The sequence below is a fragment of the Bartonella sp. AP1QHHD genome, assembly GCF_042196265.1.
GTDB lineage: Bacteria > Pseudomonadota > Alphaproteobacteria > Rhizobiales > Rhizobiaceae > Bartonella.
In genome coordinates, this window is sequence record NZ_JBHIPW010000089.1 from 37,880 (window position 1) to 59,414 (window position 21,535).

Genomic DNA, 21,535 nt, shown 5'->3' on the forward strand with positions numbered 1-21,535 from the left:
TTTCATTTTGTATAGTTTAAAAAACAAACTATTAACATACAAAAATACTAAAAATGCCCTTTCCTTGAAGCAAAATATTTCTTTAAAGTACAAAATATTACTAAAAATAGCAAAAACAAACTCATTCTTTCCAAATAAAGAGCTATTTTCTTCAGAAAGAAGGTGTTACAGTATATAAAAAATATAATGGTCTGCTTTTAAAAAGAGAAGAAAGACCCCTTAAGAGCAAAAAGGGAGAGTGAATGTGTTGCAACAAAAAAAAACAGAAACAAAAAACACCCAAGATAAAATAGAACAAATCCTTTTTGCCCAAACCGATAAAGAAGATATTGCTTATTATGAAAATGAAGAACTTAAAAAGGCCACAGCCATCGCGGTAAAAGCTTTTAATCTCCATCAGACGGGAAACAACACCATCTGCTTTGAACAAAATTTAACCCGTAGTAACAGACCTGTAACCGTTATCACGCTTGTCAATGATAACAAACCCTTCCTTCTCGATTCTATTTTAAATGTTTTCAATCAACACAAAAACCATATCTATTTGATTGCACACCCCATTATTGATTGTGCTTCTGGAAAACGCATCAGTCTGATGCAAATTCACATCGAGTCATTAAACAAACAGCAAATACAAAAACTTGAAAATGAACTCACCTTAGTTCTTGAACAGGTTAATGCTGCTGTACAAGACTGGAAACCTATGCTTGAAGAAGTTGAAAAGCATATTCATGCCTACCAAATAAGTCTTCCCCCGCACTACAAACAAGAAGGCGAAAAAGCCATTGAGTTTCTTCACTGGCTAATGGACGATAATTTCATTTTCCTTGGTATGCGCACTTACAACTTCATCAAAGACCAAAAACCCCTAAAATCCTTTACAGCAAGTAATATTGAACTTGGTATACTCACGGATGCTTCTATTCATATTATTGACGATAAAAGCATGAAAGAACCTCCTCAAGAAGTTTTATCCTTCATGGAAAGCGATAATCTGTTTATCGTGACAAAAGCGAACAGCCGCTCCAAAATTCACCGTTCTGTTTGGCTCGATTATATTGGTCTTAAAATCTTTGATAAAGAAAACCAACTCTGTGGAGAATTACGCATTGTAGGGCTTTTTACCTCCTCAGCTTATACACGTTCTATTTTGCAAATTCCTTTCTTAAAAGAAAAAGCCCGAACTATTATTCAACGTCTTGGACACAATCATGCCGATTATTCAGGAAAAGCACTCATCAGTGCTTTAGAAACCTATCCAAGAGATGAAATGTTTCGCTCTGATGTTGATACATTGACAGAAAACACTAAGCTTATTCTACAATTAGATGAGCGCCCACGTTTACGGGTTCTTGCCCACACTGATTCTTTTGGACGCTTTGTTTCTATCCTGGTCTACGTACCGCGTGACCAATATAGCAGCAGCCTGCGTGAAAAAGTTGGCGAACATTTTGTTGAGCTTTATAAAGGTGACTTTTTTGAATCTTATCCGCTATTTTTGGAAAGCACTCTTATACGTGTCTATTATATCATCCATCGCAAAGGAAATGAAACTGTTCCTCTTCACGAGCGCTCCACACTTGAACAACATGTACGTTCGATTGCACGAAGTTGGGAAGACAGGGTTCAAGCCATCGCTCTTAACAAGAAAATAACAGAGCAACAAACACGTCTAGCCAGTGAATTCCCCAACAGCTATCGTGATTTATTTTCAGCTGAAGACGCTATTAATGATGCCGGACATATTCTAAGTCTTCATGATGAAAAGCCCTTTTTCGTGATCTTTTATCACGCACAAAACAAAGAAAAACAGTGCATTTCTCTTCGGCTTTTTCACCGCCATGAAGCACTTGCCCTTTCCAAACGTGTACCACTCCTTGAAAACATGGGGTTTCGCGTTATTGCTGAACAAACCCTTGAATTACCAGATGGCAATGGGCGCTCTGTGTATCTTCATGATATGCAGCTAGAAAGTACTTTCCAACGCTGTATCGATTTTGAAAAAGACGGTCAAAAACACGCCGAAACCTTTGAAGCCATTTGGGCACAAAATGCTGATAATGACGGCTTTAATGCTCTCACCCAGACAGCTGAGCTTGATTGGCATGAAATTGTTATTTTGCGCCATTATGGGCGCTATCTCCAACAAGCTGGAATTCCTTATTCGCAAGATCGCGTTGCCCAAACTTTAAATGCTTATCCTGACATTACCCAAGATCTTTATGCTTTATTTCATTTAAAATTTCATCAAAGCCATACAGAAAAAGAACGGGAAAAAAACCAACAAGTCATTCAAAAGCGCATTGAAGAAAAATTACGGAAAGTCTCTGGTTTAGACGATGATCTCATTTTACGCCGTTATTGTAACCTTATCGAGGCGAGTTTACGAACGAATGCCTTTACACCTCTTCCTGATGGAAGTCCACGGCGTATTTTAGCCACCAAATTAAATCCGCGCCAGATTGAAGGTTTGCCTGAACCGCGCCCTTACCGAGAAATTTTTGTTTATGGACCAGAAGTTGAAGGGGTCCATTTGCGTTTTGGACCTATCGCTCGTGGTGGAATTCGTTGGTCTGACCGTGCATTAGATTATCGCACCGAAGTGCTTAGCTTAGTCAAAGCCCAACAAGTTAAAAATGCGGTTATCGTTCCTGCAGGTGCAAAAGGTGGATTCTATCCCCATCGGCTTCCCCAAACAAATGACCGTGCTGTCATCATAGAAGCAGCACGACAAGCTTATACAGACTTTATCACAGCTTTGCTCTCCATTACAGACAATCTGATTAACGGCAAAATAAGTTCTCCCCACAATGTCATCTGTCATGATGACCCTGACCCCTATTTTGTTGTTGCGGCAGACAAAGGAACAGCAACTTTTTCTGATACAGCCAACGCCATCAGCCAAGCAAACCACTTTTGGCTTGATGATGCTTTTGCCTCTGGAGGTTCAGCAGGTTACGACCACAAAGACATTGGTATTACAGCTAAAGGTGCATGGGAAGCCGTCAAAAGACATTTTAGAGAGTCATTTAATCACGATATTCAAACAACGCCCTTCACCTGTGTCGGTGTTGGCGACATGTCTGGTGATGTCTTTGGCAATGGGATGCTGCTTTCCAAACAAACAAAATTGATTGCCGCTTTTGATCACCGCGATATCTTTATTGACCCAGATCCGAACATAGACGAAAGCTATGCAGAGCGTACGCGTCTCTTCAAACTGCCTCGCTCAAGCTGGCAGGATTACGACCAAAGCAAATTATCAAAGGGCGGTGGTATCTTCTCACGAAAAGAAAAAACCATTACTCTCTCACCTGAAGCAGCACAAGCCATTGGTTTCGAAAAACAAACAGGAACACCCTTTGAAATTATCTCTGCTCTTCTCAAAGCCCCTGTTGATCTTTTATGGTTCGGTGGCATTGGTACTTATATCCGTGCTGCAACAGAAAACGATGCCCAAGTAGGTGATCGCGCAAATGATGCAATACGCATTACCGGAGAACAAGTGCGTGCAAAAATTATTGGTGAAGGAGCTAATCTTGGTGTTACACAACGTGGACGGATTGAATATGTCTTAAATGGTGGTCGATGCAATACGGATGCCATTGACAATTCTGCTGGTGTGAATTGTTCTGATATTGAGGTCAATCTCAAAATTGTTCTTGCATCAGCACTACGTGCCAAAACGTTAACCCGCGAAGATCGCAATAAGCTCTTGAAAAAAATGACGCCTCAAGTCGAGCAACTCGTCTTGCGCAACAATTATCTACAACCCCTTGCGCTTTCTTTGGCGGAAAACCAAAGCACTACTGATTTGCCCTATCAAATACGCTTTATGCACGATTTGGAACAAAAAAAGCTTCTAGATCGTAGAGTTGAAATACTCCCTGATGAGCAAATTTTACGACAAAGAACAACCCAAGGCAAAGGTCTTCTCCGTCCAGAACTCGCCGTTATTTTTGCCTATGCTAAATTGACCTTAAAAGAAGAAATTGCTAATAGCCCCATTGTTGATGATCACTATTTCAATACAGCCTTGCTGAACTATTTTCCAACCCAAATTCAAGAAAATTTTAAGAAGGAAGTTATTAACCATCAATTGCGTCGTAATATTATCGCAACGCTGATTGCCAACGATATTGTAAATCGTGGAGGCCCCACTTTTGTTAATAGACTACACGATGCAACAGAACAAAAGACTGAAAATATTATTCGCGTTTTCATTGCCATCCGCGATGGTTTCGAAATTCCTCAATTGTCTGAGCAAATTGATAAGCTTGATAATAAAATACCCGGTCTTGTCCAAAATAAATTCTACGCAACAATGACCCCAATGCTCTTTGAAACAACCAATTGGGGTTTGCACAACATAGATCTCTCACGTCCATTAGAAGAAATTGTAAAAACAATAAAGCAAGCCCGTAGCGTTATTGAAAAAGAGCTTATGCATTCTCACGACAACGATATTAAGCAAAAGATTGAAGAAAAAGCATTACACTACAGCGAAGAGGGAGCACCAAAAGCATTAGCGAAACAATTAGCCCTCTTGGAAGCTGCTTCAACAATCTGTGATATTTCTTTAATTGCAAAAAAAAGCAACAGTGATCTTATTAAAACCGCAGAGATCTACTTTTCACTTGCGCAAATCATTCGTATAAACCGCATTAACGAAGCAAGTCGTATAATCCCTGTAGTAGATTATTATGATAGTATGGCTTTAAGCCAAGCCAAAGAAAATGTTTCTGAAAGCTTTCGGCAAATCGTTATGAAAATCCTCAAAAATCATGGAAAGAAAAAAGATCCTTTTGACACTTGGAAAAAAACAGAAGAAGATCATATTCACAACATTACAAACCGCATTAGCGCCCTTATTGAAAATGATCTCAATATTTCTCGTTTTACCTTTGCAGCAGGATTGATTTCTCAACTTCAAAATATTGGCTTTCAAACCTAAAGCAAATACAAAACGACCCACTCAATCTCCCGTTCTATCCCACCACTACAACAAACCAACAAAAATAGAGAGCGGGAGTTTGCATTTTTAGGCAAGGTTCCAAAAATAAAAATCTCGCTATTTATCACAATAGAATTGTTTGCAACAATTTCAAAAAAACAACAGGATTTATTTTTCACCCTAAAAACATAAACTTTCAGACTTAAAAGCTGTACAAAACAGCTAAGCTTTTGCTCCGTTCTATCCATCCATGACTAATCAGCAAGGGAAGAACGGAAGCCCTATCCTGCATTTTTAGACAGAGCACTCAAAATAAAAAATAAATTCAAATTTTACTGTCAATTAACCCCATTTCCCCTTGCATATTGCAAATGGGAAAACCGAATAGATAAAAACAGTAAAGAAAGGACTAAAAATGCCCCTCATAAACCGCCCCAAGTGCCAAAAGCTGCAGTAACATTGGGAGTTAGCAAATATAATATGATGGTGTTGCCCCCTAGCTTATTACTCCATAACCGAAAAGATGGTGGTGTTTAATGGCTTTATCGTTATACCATTCATAGGCGACATCGTGAAATAAGAAGCACTGAGAAATATTGTTTTAATAAATACGTAAATATGCAATACAAATATATTCTGTTTTACGTGGAAGACATATGGCTTCATTAAAAAATATCAGAAATAAAAGGATAAGTTTAATCCATTATTTAAAAGATATAACTGTAACTGCTTTTGAAATGCATAAAATCGAATAAAAAATGACAGTAAAGATGGATGTTGATTTTCCCCTTTACAACTTCATATCTTCCTCCAACTAGGCTATTTACTTGTTTTAAGAGGTTACACCCAAACAAATATATGCAATATGCTCATTCCATATATAAAGAAAAAGGTTCCTAACAAAAACCACACCACCTGTATAAAAAGGCAATTCAGCATACTTTAAAATGCCACTTTTTCCATACAAACACTGTTGCTATATGTAGTTTGACATAAGATTTTGTACTAAGTGAAAAGAGGTTGGACGAATTAGGAGTAGGTGGTAATTTTTTATTTTTATAGCTATTTTTTTACCATTAAATACGCATTTTGTTAAAATAGATTTTGACACTCTAAAATTGCAAAAAAAGTATGAAAATCAGAAAAAATCGAAATTTGGTAGTAAAAATGAAAAAAGACTTTGGTACAACACCTAAAGCGGAGCAAGACGACCAAGTTTTAAAAAGCCTAATTTTACCCACCCATTGTTAATGAGCAAGGAAAGAACGGGAGTGCCGTCCGCATTTTTAGGCAAAACACCCAAAATAAAAAATAACGCTTGAAGATTATTGGCTTGCGCGGGAAATAAGTGCTGCAGAGTGTCAAGAAGCTTCATGGACTGAATAAGGACAAGTTCAAATTTTGCTGTCAAATATCCTTCATCATCAAAAGAAAAAGGTCCACTAATACGCACTGCACCACCTGTATGAAAAGTCAATTCACCTTGCTTTAAAAGTCCACTTTTTCCATACAGTCGCTGTTGCCAATTTTTTTCTTCATCTTCAGACTGAAAAGAGATGTCATTTAAAATCCATTTCAAATTGCCATCAATTTTAGGAATATCAACAAAAGAAGATTTTAAAAAAGGAGAAGCATCAAAACCGTCAAAAGTTATATGTCCCGATAAATTATTCTTTTCATGTTTTAGATCAAAACGCAAAAATTCTGCCGTTATTTTTTGAGGCATATCTTGTGGCTCTAACGGCTGAATAATCACGTCATGCGTATTTTGCAAAGATGCCGGATCTTCAATATTTTCTTGTGTCGTTTTTTTATCTGCCGTTTGTGCTCTTAATGCTTCTTGAAGCTTTTGATCTTCAGGGGAAGAGGAAAAAGATGAAATATCAAGCCCTTCAGCTATAAATTTCAATGTTTTACCCGTTTTCCAATAAGGCTCTGTTTCAATCACCAAATTGCGCCAATGCGATACTATGGGAGTTTTTCCGGAAAAAACAATTAATGCAGGAGAATGAACATTAAACTCGACCAAATGAGGTGCGTAAATTGGTGCACCAGCTGTCAAACGCCCCGTCGATAAAGAAACCCCATGTAAAGGCCAAGAAAATTGAAACTTGTCACAAACAACACCGACACGTAAAGGATAACCATCCTTGTGCACATTCTCACATACCGCCGCCATATTATGGGAAGATACTTTTGTGAATATATCAGAAACATAGTCTTCTATTTTACGTGAAAAAAAAACCAGAGTGCGCTATAAATAAATATCAGAGCAAGACAAAAGAGCCCACAAATTAAATAACTCAAAGAAAAACTTTTTTGTGATGATGGTATTTGAAAGGATTTAGACAATATTCAAACTTTCTTTATCTCTTAACTTCCTCCCCACCCTAAAAAGGATAAAGATTCCCAACCACGTTCAGTTTATACACAATCCAACTTCTTAATCGATCGGATTTTATCTACTGATCACTTCAAGAAGCCCCTATACATCGTTCTAAAGTATAGTATCTCATAAGCTTAATAAACAAGATTTTCTTAAAAAAAAACCATTACACCCTTTAACAAAAAACACCTCATGTGTAAAGTTTTACATAGATTTTCTACCTCTGCCTTAAACCATACTGTTTTACAGCACAACAAAAATGATAATGAATAGTGTTTCTTAACGATAAAGCCATTGAGCCCCCTCTTTACGCTTATGGAGGCCCCAAAGCCAGCACCATCATTATATTTGGCTAGCCCCCAAATGTTGCGACAGCCCTTGGCACTTAAGACAGTTCATAAGAAGCATTTTTAGTCTTTTCTTATACAGTTTTTGCCCACACGCCAGCCCCACTTGTGACATGCAAGCAAGAAGTTTTTATTGAGTCAACATACACAGGTTTGGAATGAGAAAACCTTACTATATTCGGGGTTCTCATTCAATATACAAAACCGTGAATTACCTATATAAATCAATGCTTTGTCAACAATCACACAAGTACGGGCGGTGTACAAAAAATCTGGTGTAATGCGCTTTCAAACCATTGGCTCAAAGCTCGATCATAGATTAAACGACCTTTCAAATGTGCACAAGCAGGTTGAGCACCTTTTTCAGTCAATTTATGTGCCGAACGCACGACCAAACGCCGCATCATAGCGCGTGTAAATTCAGCATGAAACTGCAAGCCCCATGCATTGTTTCCATAACGAAAAGCTTGTGTAGGATATGTATTCCCTGTTGCCAAAAGCATTGCCTCTTTCGGTAAATCATAAATACCTTCATCATGGAAATGGTAGACCATCTCTGGCCAATTCATCAATTCCTTCCCTTGTGGGGTTGCTTCTAGTGGATACCAGCCGACTTCAACAGTCCCATCACTTCTTGTACCAACGCGCCCCCCTAGATTTCGCGCTAACATTTGTGCTCCAAGACAAATACCCAAAAAAGGCTTATTTTCCTTTAGTGATAACGAAATCCAATCAATTTCCTCACCAATATAGGCTTCGCTGTCATTCACACTCATCGGTCCCCCTAAAATAACAACGCCGGCATAATGCTCTAATGTATCAGGGAGTTTTTGTCCAAAAATAGGACGATAAATATCAAGAACAAAACCATTTTGTTGTAAAAATTTTCCCAAACGACCAGTATAGGTAGAGCGCCGATGAATAACGACAGCAATCCTTGGTTTGTTATTTTTTTGTTTTTTATCAAGACATCTCTGATTTAAAAACATTTTTTAACCAATCACCTCTGCTACCAAGCAAAACTTTATTTTTAAAACATAAGAGAATAATTTTATTGGATAAGACTAACGATATTTTTTCTTCTAGGTCAATTGTTTCTTCTGAGAAAACATTCGTATTATCACATTGGTGCAATTTAAAATAAACGAAATTTTTTCCTCGATAAAGATGTTTCTTCTTCTGTTTTAACCCCTGGATCATCAACATTTAAGTGAGTTTGACTGAACATTTTTACATCTTTTTCTTTTATATCTTGTTTCTCCACCTGCGCATTATGCAAAAGAGAATCATCTATAGGTGTTGATTTTTCAAGCTTCTTATCTCCAACATCATCACTTTTTCCCATAACATACTCTTTGTCTTGCCTTTTCGACACAATATTGTCCGCCTCTAATGTGAGAGAAGGCATACAAGGAGGCGCCTTCCATTCAAAACAGCCCAAACGTCCACTGATTGGAGAAACCGCTGACCAAGAAGAAAAAATGGCCCCATCACACATCCACACTGGATCACGTTCAGCACGAAGTGCTAAAGAAAGCCATTGACGCACAGCACCTTGATTGTTTCCCTGTGCCTCTTCAATATCTGCCAACAATAAATAAACACTTTCCCGTGGATGACATTGTAATGCTTTTTGTGCCTTCTCTCTTGCTAATGCTGTTTCACCAGCATCCAAAGCTGCTTTAGCAATAAGGAAAGCCGACTCAAATGCATCTTTATTATAAGAAGCAAGTGTCTTAGCCCTTTTCAATCGCCCAATGGCTCCTTCTTCTCTTTCAAGATAAAGCGCTCCCAAGTCAGGATGAGGCTCCTTTTGCCAAGCCGCTATAATCATTTTATCCGCTTTACGCGTTTCGTTTAATTTATAAAGAATATCAGCAGCAATAACTATTGTTGGAACAAAATCATGCGCCAATTTATGGGCTTTCAAAATAGCTTCACGTGCTTGTACAGGATGTGTATCAAACAAAGAAAGTGCCTGCCCACTTAGTAGTAAAACCTGTATATGCTGCCGCTCTGGAGTCGCGCGAATAGAACGCGGGAGAGCTTTTTGCGTTCTTTCAAAAATAGTAAGTGCCTTATCCCATTTACCCTCAGTACTTAACCGATCAAGCACCGCCTGATGCGCCCATAAAAGTGCTGGCGATAAAGTCAGTGCCTCTTCGGCATATTGTTGCGCTGCCTCATAAGCTTTACTCTTCATCGCTTCACGAAACAAACCATAAAGTCCAACCAGTTTTGTCGGATCTTCCTTTCTCATCTCTTCATAAAGACCGATGGCGCGAACAGAGTCATTTTGTAAAGACAAGGTTTGCGCTTGTAAGAGTTTTACCAATGGCTCTTGTTTTCCTGCAAGATATTTAGCAACCCGTGCTTCCATTTTTTGCGCAACCATACTATCACCAGCAAAAGTTGCAAGAATCCCCTTTGAAAGAGCTTCGTAACCACGCTTTTGATGGCGTTTATAAAAATAATTGCAAAGAGCATTCGGTATGGAAAAAAAGAAAGACAATAACCACCATAAAAGCACCAGCGTTATAAAAAACAAAATAAGCACACTTAACACTGTAAGAAATGAAGCAGAAAATCTGAAATGCAAAAATGTGAGAACAAAAATACCATTGTGATTAGCTACCCACGTGAAAGCTAAACCGAGGATACAAACAACAAAAATATAAATAAAAACACGTATCATCTTGGGCCTATTTACATCTTTGTTGCTTTAAAAGATCCTTGTTGCACAGACAATAACAATTGCTGCAACAACTGTTGAATAGCAATATGTCTTTCAAGCTGCTTAACAAAATCCATTGAAACATCTTTTGCACTTTGAGGCAATGATTGCCATTCGCTCAAAGCCTTTTCGTAATCACCAGCTTGAATGGCAACTTCCATGCGTGCCGCAATAGCCCCCAGTGTTGGCCCTTCAACATTTCCAATCGGTCGCGAAACAATGAGCCCTTTTATCCATGCTAAAATTCGGTCAAAAAAACCAGCATCTGACGCAACAAGATTTTGCGTACCAACAATTGCATCGGCAACATTAGCAAAATCAACTGAAAGTTGTGCTGAACTTGGAAGACCCACAGTAGCTGTTTTTTGCAACACATCAAGTCCATTAATCGAAGGCGATAATTGCTGTAACAGCTTTAATTCATTATTATAAGATCCACCACGCTCTACAGCATTTTTTAATGAACTAATTGCAGTAAAGAGCGCGGTATCTATTTCTTTTTTCTCACTATTTTTAACAGCAGTTTCTTCCTGTAGTGCTTCTAACTGTTGTTTTAACGCAGAAAAATTATTTGCATTGCTCTGCCCAACAGACAAAGCCGTCTCTATATCTTTCGACTTTCTAACAAAAGTTTGTACAGTTTCTTCAAGAGCTTTTACTTTTTCCTCTAAAATCGCAAAAGCTTTTTTGCTTTCTTCTTTCGATAGTTCATCATTTTTCGTTGTTTTAAACTGTTGTGATGAAAAAGAAGAAAACTCTGTTTTTAACGTATCAATTTCTTGAAAGACCCGCCTCAATTGTTCCTTTGTGTCTTCACCTTGACTTTTTGCGGCTTCAGCAATCTGCAAAGCTTTTTCTCCTCCAGCAGAATTTTCCACAAAAGGAGAAGGAAAAAAACCAGCCCATTGAAGCCCCATAAAAATTCCCAAAGCAATGAATCCTCCCAAAATCCCAGAAAGGGACAAGAAAAGCCAAGTTGTACTAGAGGTACTTTTATCCTGACCTTGCATATTCTGTTTTTCTCGCGCATGAGCTTCTACAGAATTGTGGATTTTTTCCTCTGAATCATGAGGAACAGCTTCATGTTCAATAACTGGTTTCTTACGGCGCGTACCAGCATAATGTGGTTTAACTTTTGGTTTTGAAGAATCGACCATCTCTGTCACTTTTCGTGCACACTTTTTTTAATGATAAAATAATAAAATGAAAAAAGTTTTAAAAATGCAGCTTTTCTCAATAATATTTACAATTATCGCCTTTAATAGAAAAGTTTTTAAAAAACATTTGCATTTTATACTCGAAAATACAGCTTTATTTTTTAATCAACGATATCATAAAATTCAAAGAAAATGCCAAAACACATATTTTTCATAGAAAAAACAATTCTAAGAGAAATACTTTGCATCTTTTTCTGTTCATGGTACGCACGCAGGAAAGAAGCTTCAATATAAGGTTTTGTTTAAAATGCGTCTGCTGGGAATAGAAACAAGTTGTGATGAAACGGCAGCGGCTGTCATTGAATATAACAATGAATCAAACAGCCGAATTCTTTCCAATGTTGTTTGGAGTCAAATTGATCACCATGCACCTTACGGCGGTGTTGTTCCTGAAATTGCTGCTCGTGCCCATGTTGAAGTTCTTGATCATTTAATTCTACAAGCACTAACAGAAGCAAACACAAAATTAAAAGATATTGATGGCATTGCAGCCACCAGTGGACCTGGTTTGATAGGAGGACTGTTGGTAGGGGTTATGAGCGCAAAAGCACTCTCTCTTGCTACTGGAAAACCATTTATTGCCGTAAATCACTTAGAGGGACATGCTTTAACAGCTGTGTTGACGCACAATGTCAACTTTCCTTATTTATTACTTTTAGTTTCAGGTGGCCATACACAAACAATCCTTGTTCATGGAGTAGGTAACTACCAGCGTTTAGGAACCACCATTGATGATGCATTAGGAGAAGCCTTTGATAAAACAGCAAAACTTTTAGGTCTTCCTTATCCTGGTGGACCAGCACTTGAAAAAGCAGCTTTATTTGGTGATAAAAATCGCATCCCTCTTCCACGACCTTTAAAAGGTGAAAAACGGTTAGACTTTTCTTTTTCAGGACTCAAAACTGCTGTTCGACAAGCCGCAACAGCCATAGCTCCCCTTACAGAAAATGATATTGCTGACATTGCCGCAAGTTTTCAAGCCGCCGTGACCGATACAATACATGATCGTATTCACCTAGCCCTACAACACTTTGCCCACCAATATCCTCTCTCTCATGATCAAGAAAAGCGTTCTCCTGCTTTGGTTGTCGCAGGCGGTGTTGCCGCAAACCAAGCCATTCGCTCTACGTTGCAAGAACTTGCCCATCAACATGGTTTTGAATTTATAGCCCCTCCTCTTTCCTTGTGTACCGATAATGCTGCAATGATTGCTTTTGCCGGTGCACAAAAACTCGTACGAGGAGAAACAAACTCTCTTGACATTGCACCCCGCTCACGCTGGCCATTAGATGAAAAAGCCCCGCCCTTGATCGGGATGGGACGCCGTGGAACAAAAGCATAATAAAATTGACGTCCTACACACATCTTAAAGAACGAAGATTTCTACTCAATCCGGTCTATAGATAGTCCGAATTCTCTATCGAGCAGATTCCACCTGCTTCCCACTCACACAATTCACTTAACCCAAAGATCGACACGTAAACCTAAATATTCACCACACATTCTTAAAAACTTCATGTTTCAAAAAACTGCCTTATATCATTACACTTCAAATGACGGTATTTTACAGCATAATAAGATCTACTCTCTCCCACGAAGCATAGATATGAATGCCATTCGTTGACCTCATCATCTTTGATCATTTATTCGTTTCATTGTCATTGTAATCTTAAAGCTTTTTAGAACCAATTTTCTTAATTTTTTCCAACAAACTCTTATAGTAACCGCATTTCAAACCATAGCTGAAAAGATAAGCAAAGAGCAAAATACTTTTATACAACATGAAATATCAATGGAGAGCGTCTCTCTACTACACATTATTTTGAAACAAGAAAAAATAGATAATAGCCGTTCTTTACCCCATTTTTAAAATCATCGTTGATGGTATTACAAAGATGCTTATAAAAATGCATAACAGTCTATGAAAAAGGAGAACTCATGGCTTATTGGCTTTTTAAATCTGAACCCCATAAATGGTCATGGGAGATGCAAAAGAAAAAAGGAGCTGATGGCGAACAATGGGATGGTGTACGCAATTATCAAGCCCGTAACAATATGCGCGCTATGAAATATGGTGATAAAGGTTTTTTTTATCATTCAAATAAAGGTTTAGAAATTGTAGGAATTGTAGAAATATCTGCTGAAGCGCACCCTGATTCTACAAGCTCTGATCCACGCTGGGAATGTGTGGACATCCGTGCACTTTGTGACATGCCAACACCTGTTTCATTAAAACAAATTAAAGCCAATCCCAAACTAGCAAATATGGCGCTGGTCAAAGCCAGCCGCTTATCAGTGCAACCCGTAACAGAAGATGAATGGAAAGAAGTCTGTTTAATGGGCAACCTTAAGGAGGAAATGCTTTTATCTTAAAACAATAATTTTTATTCATTAACTCATATAAAAAGATGCTTCATAGCGCAGAAGAATAAGCTCAACACATCCTTCTGTTGAGGTGTTCTCATGCTAAATGCATAAATATGATATTTTTCTTTGTCATTTTTTATCCTGCACTCTTTCTCAATACAGTCTCCTTCCAAATTACACAAAAAACCTCTTTATGATGCATCTTTTCGGCATTGCTAAAGGCAAAGCTTGCTCAACGATTATAATAAGCAACACCACGAACATAACACACAATCCCCTTCGCACACAAATGCAACAAAAAAACAAAACTGAACGTGGATAAAAACAATAAAAACGATCGTGAAGTTCTCCTAAACAGTGCATATGTGCTAAGTGTTGCACAATTCTCTTCACGCTTAAAAAACGCATCATATTGCGTGTTCATTGTTTTGCATGTTGGACGAGTGCGCCTCATACCGCAGGATTCTCTCATTCCCAACCTGTTTTATATTGAATCAATCAAAAGCTATTGGCTTGCACATTCTAAGCGGAGAAAGTCCCATATAGATAAAAAACGTGAAAGAAAGCACTAAAAATTCCTCCTATGAATCGTCTCAAGTGCCAAGGACTGTCCGCAACACCCACGAACTGGCAAAGTGAATGATAGTGCTAGCTTGTTTCTCCATAAGCGTAAAGATGATGACACTCAATAGCTAAAACACGTTCTAGAACATAAAAAACGCTTCCAACCAATACGTAAAATACTCTGCAGACGGAATACCTTCTTTTCAGCAAGCAACCATTAGAAATTATAAAAGTTTATTTTTTAGAAGCGTTCTTTTTTAATTTTCTTCTTTTAATTTTTCTTGCATGAAATCTCATTTTTCATGAAACTATATCAATCAGTGCATCAACATGCCTATAAGGAAAAACATGAACCACTATACTCTTTTAATCGTTGAAGACGATGATCTACGCCCCATTTTAGTAGAACAATTGCAAATGCATCAAGAGTTTAAAATTTTCCAAGCAAAAACAGCAGAAGCGGGAATGAGAATAATCCAAGAAGAAAATATTGATCTCACTATTTTGGGATTTCAACTTCCTGATCTTGATGGCTACAAAGCCGTTAAACAATTACGCACCCAAGGATTTCGTGCCCCCATTATCATGATAACAAATTATGATACAGACTGTGATAATATTTTAGATCTTGAAACAGGCGCCAATGATTATGTAACAAAACCCTTTCGCTTTGCGGTGTTATTAGCGAGAATTCGAGCACAGTTGCGCCAATATGAACAAAATGAAGACGCAACCTTTCATATTGGTCCCTATACTTTTAAACTAAGACAAAAACTTCTTCTTGATCAATGCAACAATAAAATCTGTCTCACAGAAAAAGAAGCAGCGATTCTTAAATGTCTCTATTATGCCAATGATAAAATTGTCAGCCGTGAAACATTGTTAGAACAAGTTTGGGGTTATAATGAAAATATTGTCACTCATACTTTAGAAACCCATATCTATCGTTTGCGACAAAAAATCGAAAAAGATCCCTCCAATGCACAAATTCTCATGACAGATCAAAATGGTTATCGTTTAAATCTTTAATTCGAGATTTACTGTTTCAAAAATAATTTTAATATCCTAAATGAAAACAGAAACGAGATGAAAAAACTTTCACGTATAATTCGAATGCTATTACATATACATAGAACTTACTCTTATCTGTACTCTTATGACAAAATATATAACATTATGAATAAAAAACGAAATATTCCAACATGAGAACCAGAAACAAAAATGCTTTCAACCCTCACGATATACTTTGTAACTTCTGTTTCACATGCTTTTGTTCTTTCTAAAGTTTTTAATATGTTTCGCATATAAATAATCGTGATATCTTTTAGCAACATTCTTGATCATAACTATCATCTTTAGATGAGTGCTATTTATGATTATTTTTTCAGAAAAACCGCTCCACGCACTGCTTTATCTCATATTCACTAGCCTAAATTGAGAGATGTTTTTTATCTTTATAGTTTTCTTCTATTCTTTATGATTTTATCTCCTCTTAAGAGGTTATATAATTAATGATATAACGCTAAATGTTTATCCTAACGATAAAGCCACTGAGCACCACCATCTTTACGTTTATAAAAGAATAAGCCAGCACCATCACACACTTATGTTAGATCTCGATGTTGCAGAGGAGCCCTTGATACTTGAGATGGTTCATAAGAAGCATTTTAATCCTTCCTTGTACAGTTTTTAACCACCATAAACCATATTATGCAAGATCCCTTGGACTCTGCTATTTTTACGAAGATGCCAGCATTTTTTTCTTTTAAAATGTTTCCACTATTCATGAAATATGGTTCGGTATATAGATACTTGAGATTTTTATTCACATACCAATTCCACATATTAATGTACAAAAGAATATTTTTAAATTGTAAATGCAAAAAATTGAAATAAGAGAATCCTTCTATACTTGCGGTTCTTATGACAATGACAAAATGATTAATTATCTTTATAAATTAAAATATTTCTTGTCTGTGGCGATAAAGCAGGAATAAAAATACGTCGCGACTGACGACGCTGTACGAGCAAACCCTGATAAACACGTTTTTGTGCCTGACACATTAAGAGTCCACCAAAATAAGGCAAAAGATAGCGAGCAAATGGCTCGTAAAAAAATGAGAACAACCGCGAAAAATACCCCGTAGAGGGCATATAGTGTACAATTTCTTGTATTGGACCAGAAACAAAATTTGTTTTTTCGAACAAACGAGTAATTTGTTGCCGACTATAGGGTTCGCCATAACCAAAGGGCGTAGTAATATTGCGCGCCCAAAAGCCAGAGCGATTAGGTACAATAACGATCAAGTGGCCATTGGGTGCTAAAACACGCCATATTTCATTCAACGTTTCAAATGAATTTTCTGTATATTCTAATGCATGTACTAATAAAATACAGTCAACTGACGCATCAGGAAGCGGCAAATCTTCTTCAAAAACAAGCGCTGTAGCAACTTGCTCAGAACAAGGCCAAGGCGAAACACCCTGAGCAGCAGGCATAAAAGCAAAACATTGTTGGGCACGTTCACGCAATGTAGAAAGATAAGGAAGTGCATAACCCAATCCCATAATCCGTTTATCCGTAAGATCAGGCCACCATAAATTCAATTGGTCACACAGCGTCTTTTGCACACGTAGTCCAAGTGCAGAAGCATAAAAATCTTTCAGCGTAACGATATCCAACTCAACATACCATGTAGAAACAAATTTCAAACATTACAGATTTTCATATACCAAACCTATATGGACTTCTGCTTTTTTTCCGCAATAGCGAACATTTCAATATTGCATATTTTAAACTTAAATGATTAAAAAATCAGTACAACAGGATGATTATTGCCTTACAAGCACTTTAATCATTTTTTTGGAGATAAACCCCATAGAGGTTCTTCATACACTGTTTTTGACATCAATTAAGAAAAAAGCCAACACTGGTTAATTAAAATGAAGCAATCTTTCAAGATAGTTTTTTTCTTCTTCTGAAAGATGCTCTTTACCAAGACGTTTGCGAATTTCATCCAAAATCTGCCGCGTACGCATTTGATCACTTTCTTGTGGTAGTGCCTCGCCTTCTTGTTCTTCATCTGTTTTTGAAGAAAGTGGACGTCCTAACGGATCTTTAGGACCAGAATCAGCATTTTGCTCATCTCCCGTTTCTTTAAGTGTTTCGCGCATTTTTTTCAAAACATTTTGTGCACCTTGCCTCAAAGATTCCAAAGCATCAGACTGATTTTGTATAGATACCTGATGATTTCCATTATCAAGCGCATTTTCCGCAGAATTCATTTTTTCTTCTGCCCTTTTCAATGCGCCCCCTGTTTCAAATCCTCGTTCTGATAATTCTTTTTCTAATGTTGATAATTCAGATTGCAATTCAGCTTGACGTTTTTTTAAAGATTTTTTTTGTGTTTCCGGTACATTTTCTCCGCGTTTTTGTTCCATCTCTAACTGATGTGTTTCATTGAGAATTTCTTGCTGACGACGCATTAAATCTCCAAGCTGGTCCATCTTTTCTTTCATTTGTGCAGATTGGCTTTTTTCTCCCTCATTTTGATTGCCTTTTTGCACATGCAAATGATCAAGCGTCTGTTCAACTTCCGCCAAGAGTTGTTCAGCTGCTAAAGAAGAGCCTGTTTTAGCCATTTCCTCAATTAAATTTAGCTTTTCTTGTAATGTAGCTTCAGAAAGATTAGGACTTTTTGAGCTTTTAGAATTTTTAGAAACTTGACTATCCGGTGCTTTTTCAGCCAAAGCACGAATATACTCATCCATAGCTTGACGTAAATCTGCCATAAGCCGTTCAATTTCTGCCGCTGAAGCACCGTAACGCAATGCATCACGTAAAGCAGCTTGTGCTTGTTTTAACTTTTTTTGCACGGATTCAAGTTGATTGCCTTCAATACCCAAAGCAATTTGCCATAAATAATCCACCACATCGCGCAAATCCTCGTCTGTTTGTGCTAAAGAAAGTCTTGTCCACGCACTTTGTAGAACAATAAAATGCGATGCATTTTGCAACCCCTTTTCTGGACGCACAAGCAAAGCAGAAAGCATATCAAGTACCCGCTCTCGCGCTAAAGGATTAAGAGCTAATAAACGACGCAGTTCAACCACTGCGCGTGCAACAGGATTCGAAAAAACACACTGTGGTAATATCATAACAAAAGTTTTGCTACGCCCTTTCTGCCCCGCACCATCTTCTGCCACCAAAGTAATTTTGACTTGCGAACCCGCCCATGGATGCGCTGATATATCCTGCACCATTCGCATTTTCCCCTTTCCACCACGCGGAAGAAGAAGCTCTATTTCCGGAGCATTATAAAGAGAAGAAGCACTTTTATTCTGAGGAAGAAAAGGCTCTATTTCAACAAAAGCCTTTGTCACACCATAATCATCATCCACCACATATCGTAATTCCAATGATCCTGTTAAAATCCTCCCTGGTTTTTCCAACCAATGAATTGTTGGAAGCGTGTCCTTAATTATCTGCAAATGCCATTGCTGTTTTTTACGACGTGATGATACAAATAAATTTATTGAATGCTTTAAATGTGTTTCAAAATGAACAATTGGATCATTCAAAGCTGTTTGTTCCGTTTTCTCTGAAAACGAAACTTCCCTCCCATCTTCTACAGACTTTGCTTTTACTGTAATGCCAGCCCCATTGACAACACGCACAACAACATTACTCCCTTCAGGGATTTCTAGTTGTGTTTTCTCATCTTTTGTCAAATAAATCGGTGCCACACCGGTATAAGCAGGTGGTGTTACCCAAGCATCAATCCGCATGAGTTTTTCATCAACGACAGGACGAAAATCAAAGGCATCAGCCAAACGCCCCCCTTGTGAACCAAAAGAAAAACTAAAAGCGCACACAAAAAGAAGAGCACACAAAGCCCTCAAAGCCAAAGGATCATAATCCGCACTATTAAGAGAGATAAATCCCGTTTTTAAATGGTATAATTGCTTTGCCATTCGGCGTTGATGTTCACGCCAAATAACAGCACTAAAATCTTCATCATTTTCAGAACATAAACGATCTGTCTGAATATTCAAAGGCTGATGTCTAAGATCATTGACGCGTTCAAGGCGGCAATTTACTTCCCGCATTGTGGGAAACCGAAAACGAATAAGAAAAAATAAACTCGCCCCAGCACAAATAAGTATAACCCCAAGTAAGAGCAAATGTGACCAATAGCCCAAAATACCAAAAAGTCCCAACCAGCTAAACGAACAAAAGAGACTAAGAACGAGGAAAAATGGCAACAACCGTACCCACATCCGTTCAAATGAAAGGATCCCCCACATCAAAATGCGCGCACACAAAAGCTTCATTGCAAAACCTTTGATGTTTTTATTTTTCATAAACAAGCATTTATCCCCTTTTATCGTGGTGCATTAAGATCATAAACCCCATACAAAACAATTTCTAGAAAATAAATTGTTTCATCAAAGTTTAGTAAAAATAAGACCCAAAATATTTAATAATGCTCAATCTAATTTGGGCTCAATCCAATCTGGAATATGATCACAGCCTATCAATTGTGCATAATCAAGGCGTGGACGAATGACTGCATAACGCGTATCCTGAACCAGAACTTCCGGCACCAAAAGTCGACTATTATAAGTGCTTGCCATCACTGCGCCATAAGCCCCTGCTCCTGTTAACATCAAAACATCACCCGCTTTCAACACTGGTAAAGAACGTTCCAAGCCTAAATAATCACCAGTTTCACAAATAGGACCAACAATATCAGCATTAATCAGAGGGGCATCTACTGGTGTTTTTTTCACTGGCATTACATTTTGCCACGCATCATAAAGCGTTGGACGCATGAAATCATTCATCGCCGCATCAACAATAACAAAATTTCGTCCTTCCCCCTTTTTTAAATACACAACCGATGTTACCAATACACCGGCTTCACCAACAATACTACGCCCAGGTTCTAGGATAATATTGATCCCTAAAGGCGCAATATGTTTCTTTACCAGTGCTGCATACTCAAAAGGAGAAGGTACTGGATGCTGCTCATAACCATAAGGAATACCAAGCCCGCCCCCAATATCGATATGGGTTATCGCATAACCATTATTCCATAATTGACGCACAAAATCTGCAACAATAACAAATGCATCTTCAAACGGTTTTAAATCACAAATTTGACTGCCAATATGGAGATCAACACCACACACATGAAGACCGGGCAATTGGGCTGCTTTTTTATATGCATCACCCGCCAAAGACAGTGGAATACCAAATTTATTCTCAGACTTACCTGTTGTAATTTTCTTGTGAGTCTTAGCATCCACATCAGGATTAATGCGTAAAGAAATACGAGCCGTTTTTGAAAGCGCAGCAGCCCGCGCCGATAATTGTTCAAGTTCTGGCTCTGATTCAACGTTAAAACAATAAATATCTTGTGCAAGAGCAAAATCTATTTCTCTCACTGTTTTACCAACACCAGAATAAACAATATTCTGCGCAGGAATACCAACAGCAAGTGCACGCCGTAATTCCCCTTCTGAGACCACATCAGCTCCCGCTCCATTGTTAGCTAAAAGTTGTAAAACTGCTTGATTGGAATTCGCTTTAACCGCATAAGCAATTAAACTCGGCATATCATGAAATGCATTCTGATAATCTTTAAAATGTGCAACGATTGCGCTAGCTGAATAACAATAAAAAGGTGTTCCAACTTCCCGCGCAAGTTCCAAAAGAGAAAGACCTTCAGCGTGAAGCACACCCTGATGATAAGAAAAAAAACGCATAAAAATTCCTATTGTATTAACCGATCAAGAATAAAAGGTTTATCTGTTTTGCCTTGAGAAACAAAAGTTCCTTGTGAAGAATTCACTCCTGTTGAAGGAGGTAACTCTAATGACCCTTTACGCCCACACCCAACAATACCCAAGCCCCCCAAAAGGACAATCACCAACCCCTTTAATATAATTTTCATTTGTCCT

12 protein-coding genes are annotated in these 21,535 nt (G+C 37.9%); 4 read left to right on the plus strand and 8 right to left on the minus strand.

Features of this window, described 5'->3' with window-relative positions; genetic code table 11:
- The first annotated feature begins 244 nt into the window (after nt 1-244).
- Nucleotides 245-4,954, plus strand: coding sequence for an NAD-glutamate dehydrogenase (locus ACFIME_RS07655; protein WP_375684753.1), 4,710 nt, complete (start codon nt 245-247; stop codon nt 4,952-4,954).
- Nucleotides 4,955-6,146: 1,192 nt separating this feature from the next.
- Here the strand turns inward: ACFIME_RS07655 and ACFIME_RS07660 are convergent.
- The 4 genes from ACFIME_RS07660 to ACFIME_RS07675 all read right to left on the minus strand — a co-directional run bounded on the left by ACFIME_RS07660 (nt 6,147) and on the right by ACFIME_RS07675 (nt 11,578).
- Nucleotides 6,147-7,133, minus strand: a complete 987-nt coding sequence (locus ACFIME_RS07660) for a DUF2125 domain-containing protein (protein ID WP_375634907.1) — start codon at nt 7,131-7,133, stop codon at nt 6,147-6,149.
- 796 nt (nt 7,134-7,929) lie between these two features.
- Nucleotides 7,930-8,676, minus strand: a complete 747-nt coding sequence (locus ACFIME_RS07665; protein ID WP_375606037.1) for a glutamine amidotransferase — start codon at nt 8,674-8,676, stop codon at nt 7,930-7,932.
- 146 nt (nt 8,677-8,822) lie between these two features.
- Entirely contained in the window at nt 8,823-10,382 is a 1,560-nt protein-coding gene (locus ACFIME_RS07670) for a heme biosynthesis protein HemY (protein ID WP_375662036.1), read from the minus strand.
- A gap of 11 nt (nt 10,383-10,393) precedes the next feature.
- Nucleotides 10,394-11,578, minus strand: coding sequence for a COG4223 family protein (locus ACFIME_RS07675; RefSeq protein ID WP_375662035.1), 1,185 nt, complete (start codon nt 11,576-11,578; stop codon nt 10,394-10,396).
- A gap of 307 nt (nt 11,579-11,885) precedes the next feature.
- Between ACFIME_RS07675 and tsaD the strand changes: the two genes are divergently transcribed.
- From tsaD to ACFIME_RS07690, 3 genes are all read left to right on the plus strand, one after another.
- Nucleotides 11,886-12,980 carry a tRNA (adenosine(37)-N6)-threonylcarbamoyltransferase complex transferase subunit TsaD gene (gene tsaD, locus ACFIME_RS07680; RefSeq protein WP_375662034.1) on the plus strand — a complete coding sequence of 365 codons (1,095 nt, stop codon included), beginning with the start codon at nt 11,886-11,888 and terminating at the stop codon, nt 12,978-12,980.
- Between the two features lie 596 nt (nt 12,981-13,576).
- Entirely contained in the window at nt 13,577-14,011 is a 435-nt protein-coding gene (locus tag ACFIME_RS07685; RefSeq protein WP_375684754.1) for an EVE domain-containing protein, read from the plus strand.
- Between the two features lie 906 nt (nt 14,012-14,917).
- The gene (locus ACFIME_RS07690; protein ID WP_375639838.1) at nt 14,918-15,598 is read left to right on the plus strand and encodes a response regulator transcription factor; all 681 of its coding nucleotides are present in this window, start codon (nt 14,918-14,920) and stop codon (nt 15,596-15,598) included.
- Nucleotides 15,599-16,510: 912 nt separating this feature from the next.
- Here the strand turns inward: ACFIME_RS07690 and ACFIME_RS07695 are convergent.
- The 4 genes from ACFIME_RS07695 to ACFIME_RS07710 form a co-directional block, all read right to left on the minus strand.
- On the minus strand, nt 16,511-17,281 hold the full coding sequence (locus tag ACFIME_RS07695; RefSeq protein ID WP_375632423.1) for a class I SAM-dependent methyltransferase: 771 nt from the start codon (nt 17,279-17,281) through the stop codon (nt 16,511-16,513).
- Between the two features lie 222 nt (nt 17,282-17,503).
- Entirely contained in the window at nt 17,504-19,933 is a 2,430-nt protein-coding gene (locus ACFIME_RS07700) for a TIGR02302 family protein (RefSeq protein ID WP_375684755.1), read from the minus strand.
- 126 nt (nt 19,934-20,059) lie between these two features.
- A complete protein-coding gene (gene lysA / locus ACFIME_RS07705) occupies nt 20,060-21,340 on the minus strand; it encodes a diaminopimelate decarboxylase (protein ID WP_375634328.1) in 1,281 nt (426 codons plus the stop codon).
- An 8-nt stretch (nt 21,341-21,348) separates the two neighbouring features.
- Nucleotides 21,349-21,528 (minus strand): LPS translocon maturation chaperone LptM, encoded by a 180-nt coding sequence (locus tag ACFIME_RS07710; RefSeq protein ID WP_375618333.1) that lies wholly within the window; start codon nt 21,526-21,528, stop codon nt 21,349-21,351.
- Nucleotides 21,529-21,535 lie beyond the last annotated feature (7 nt).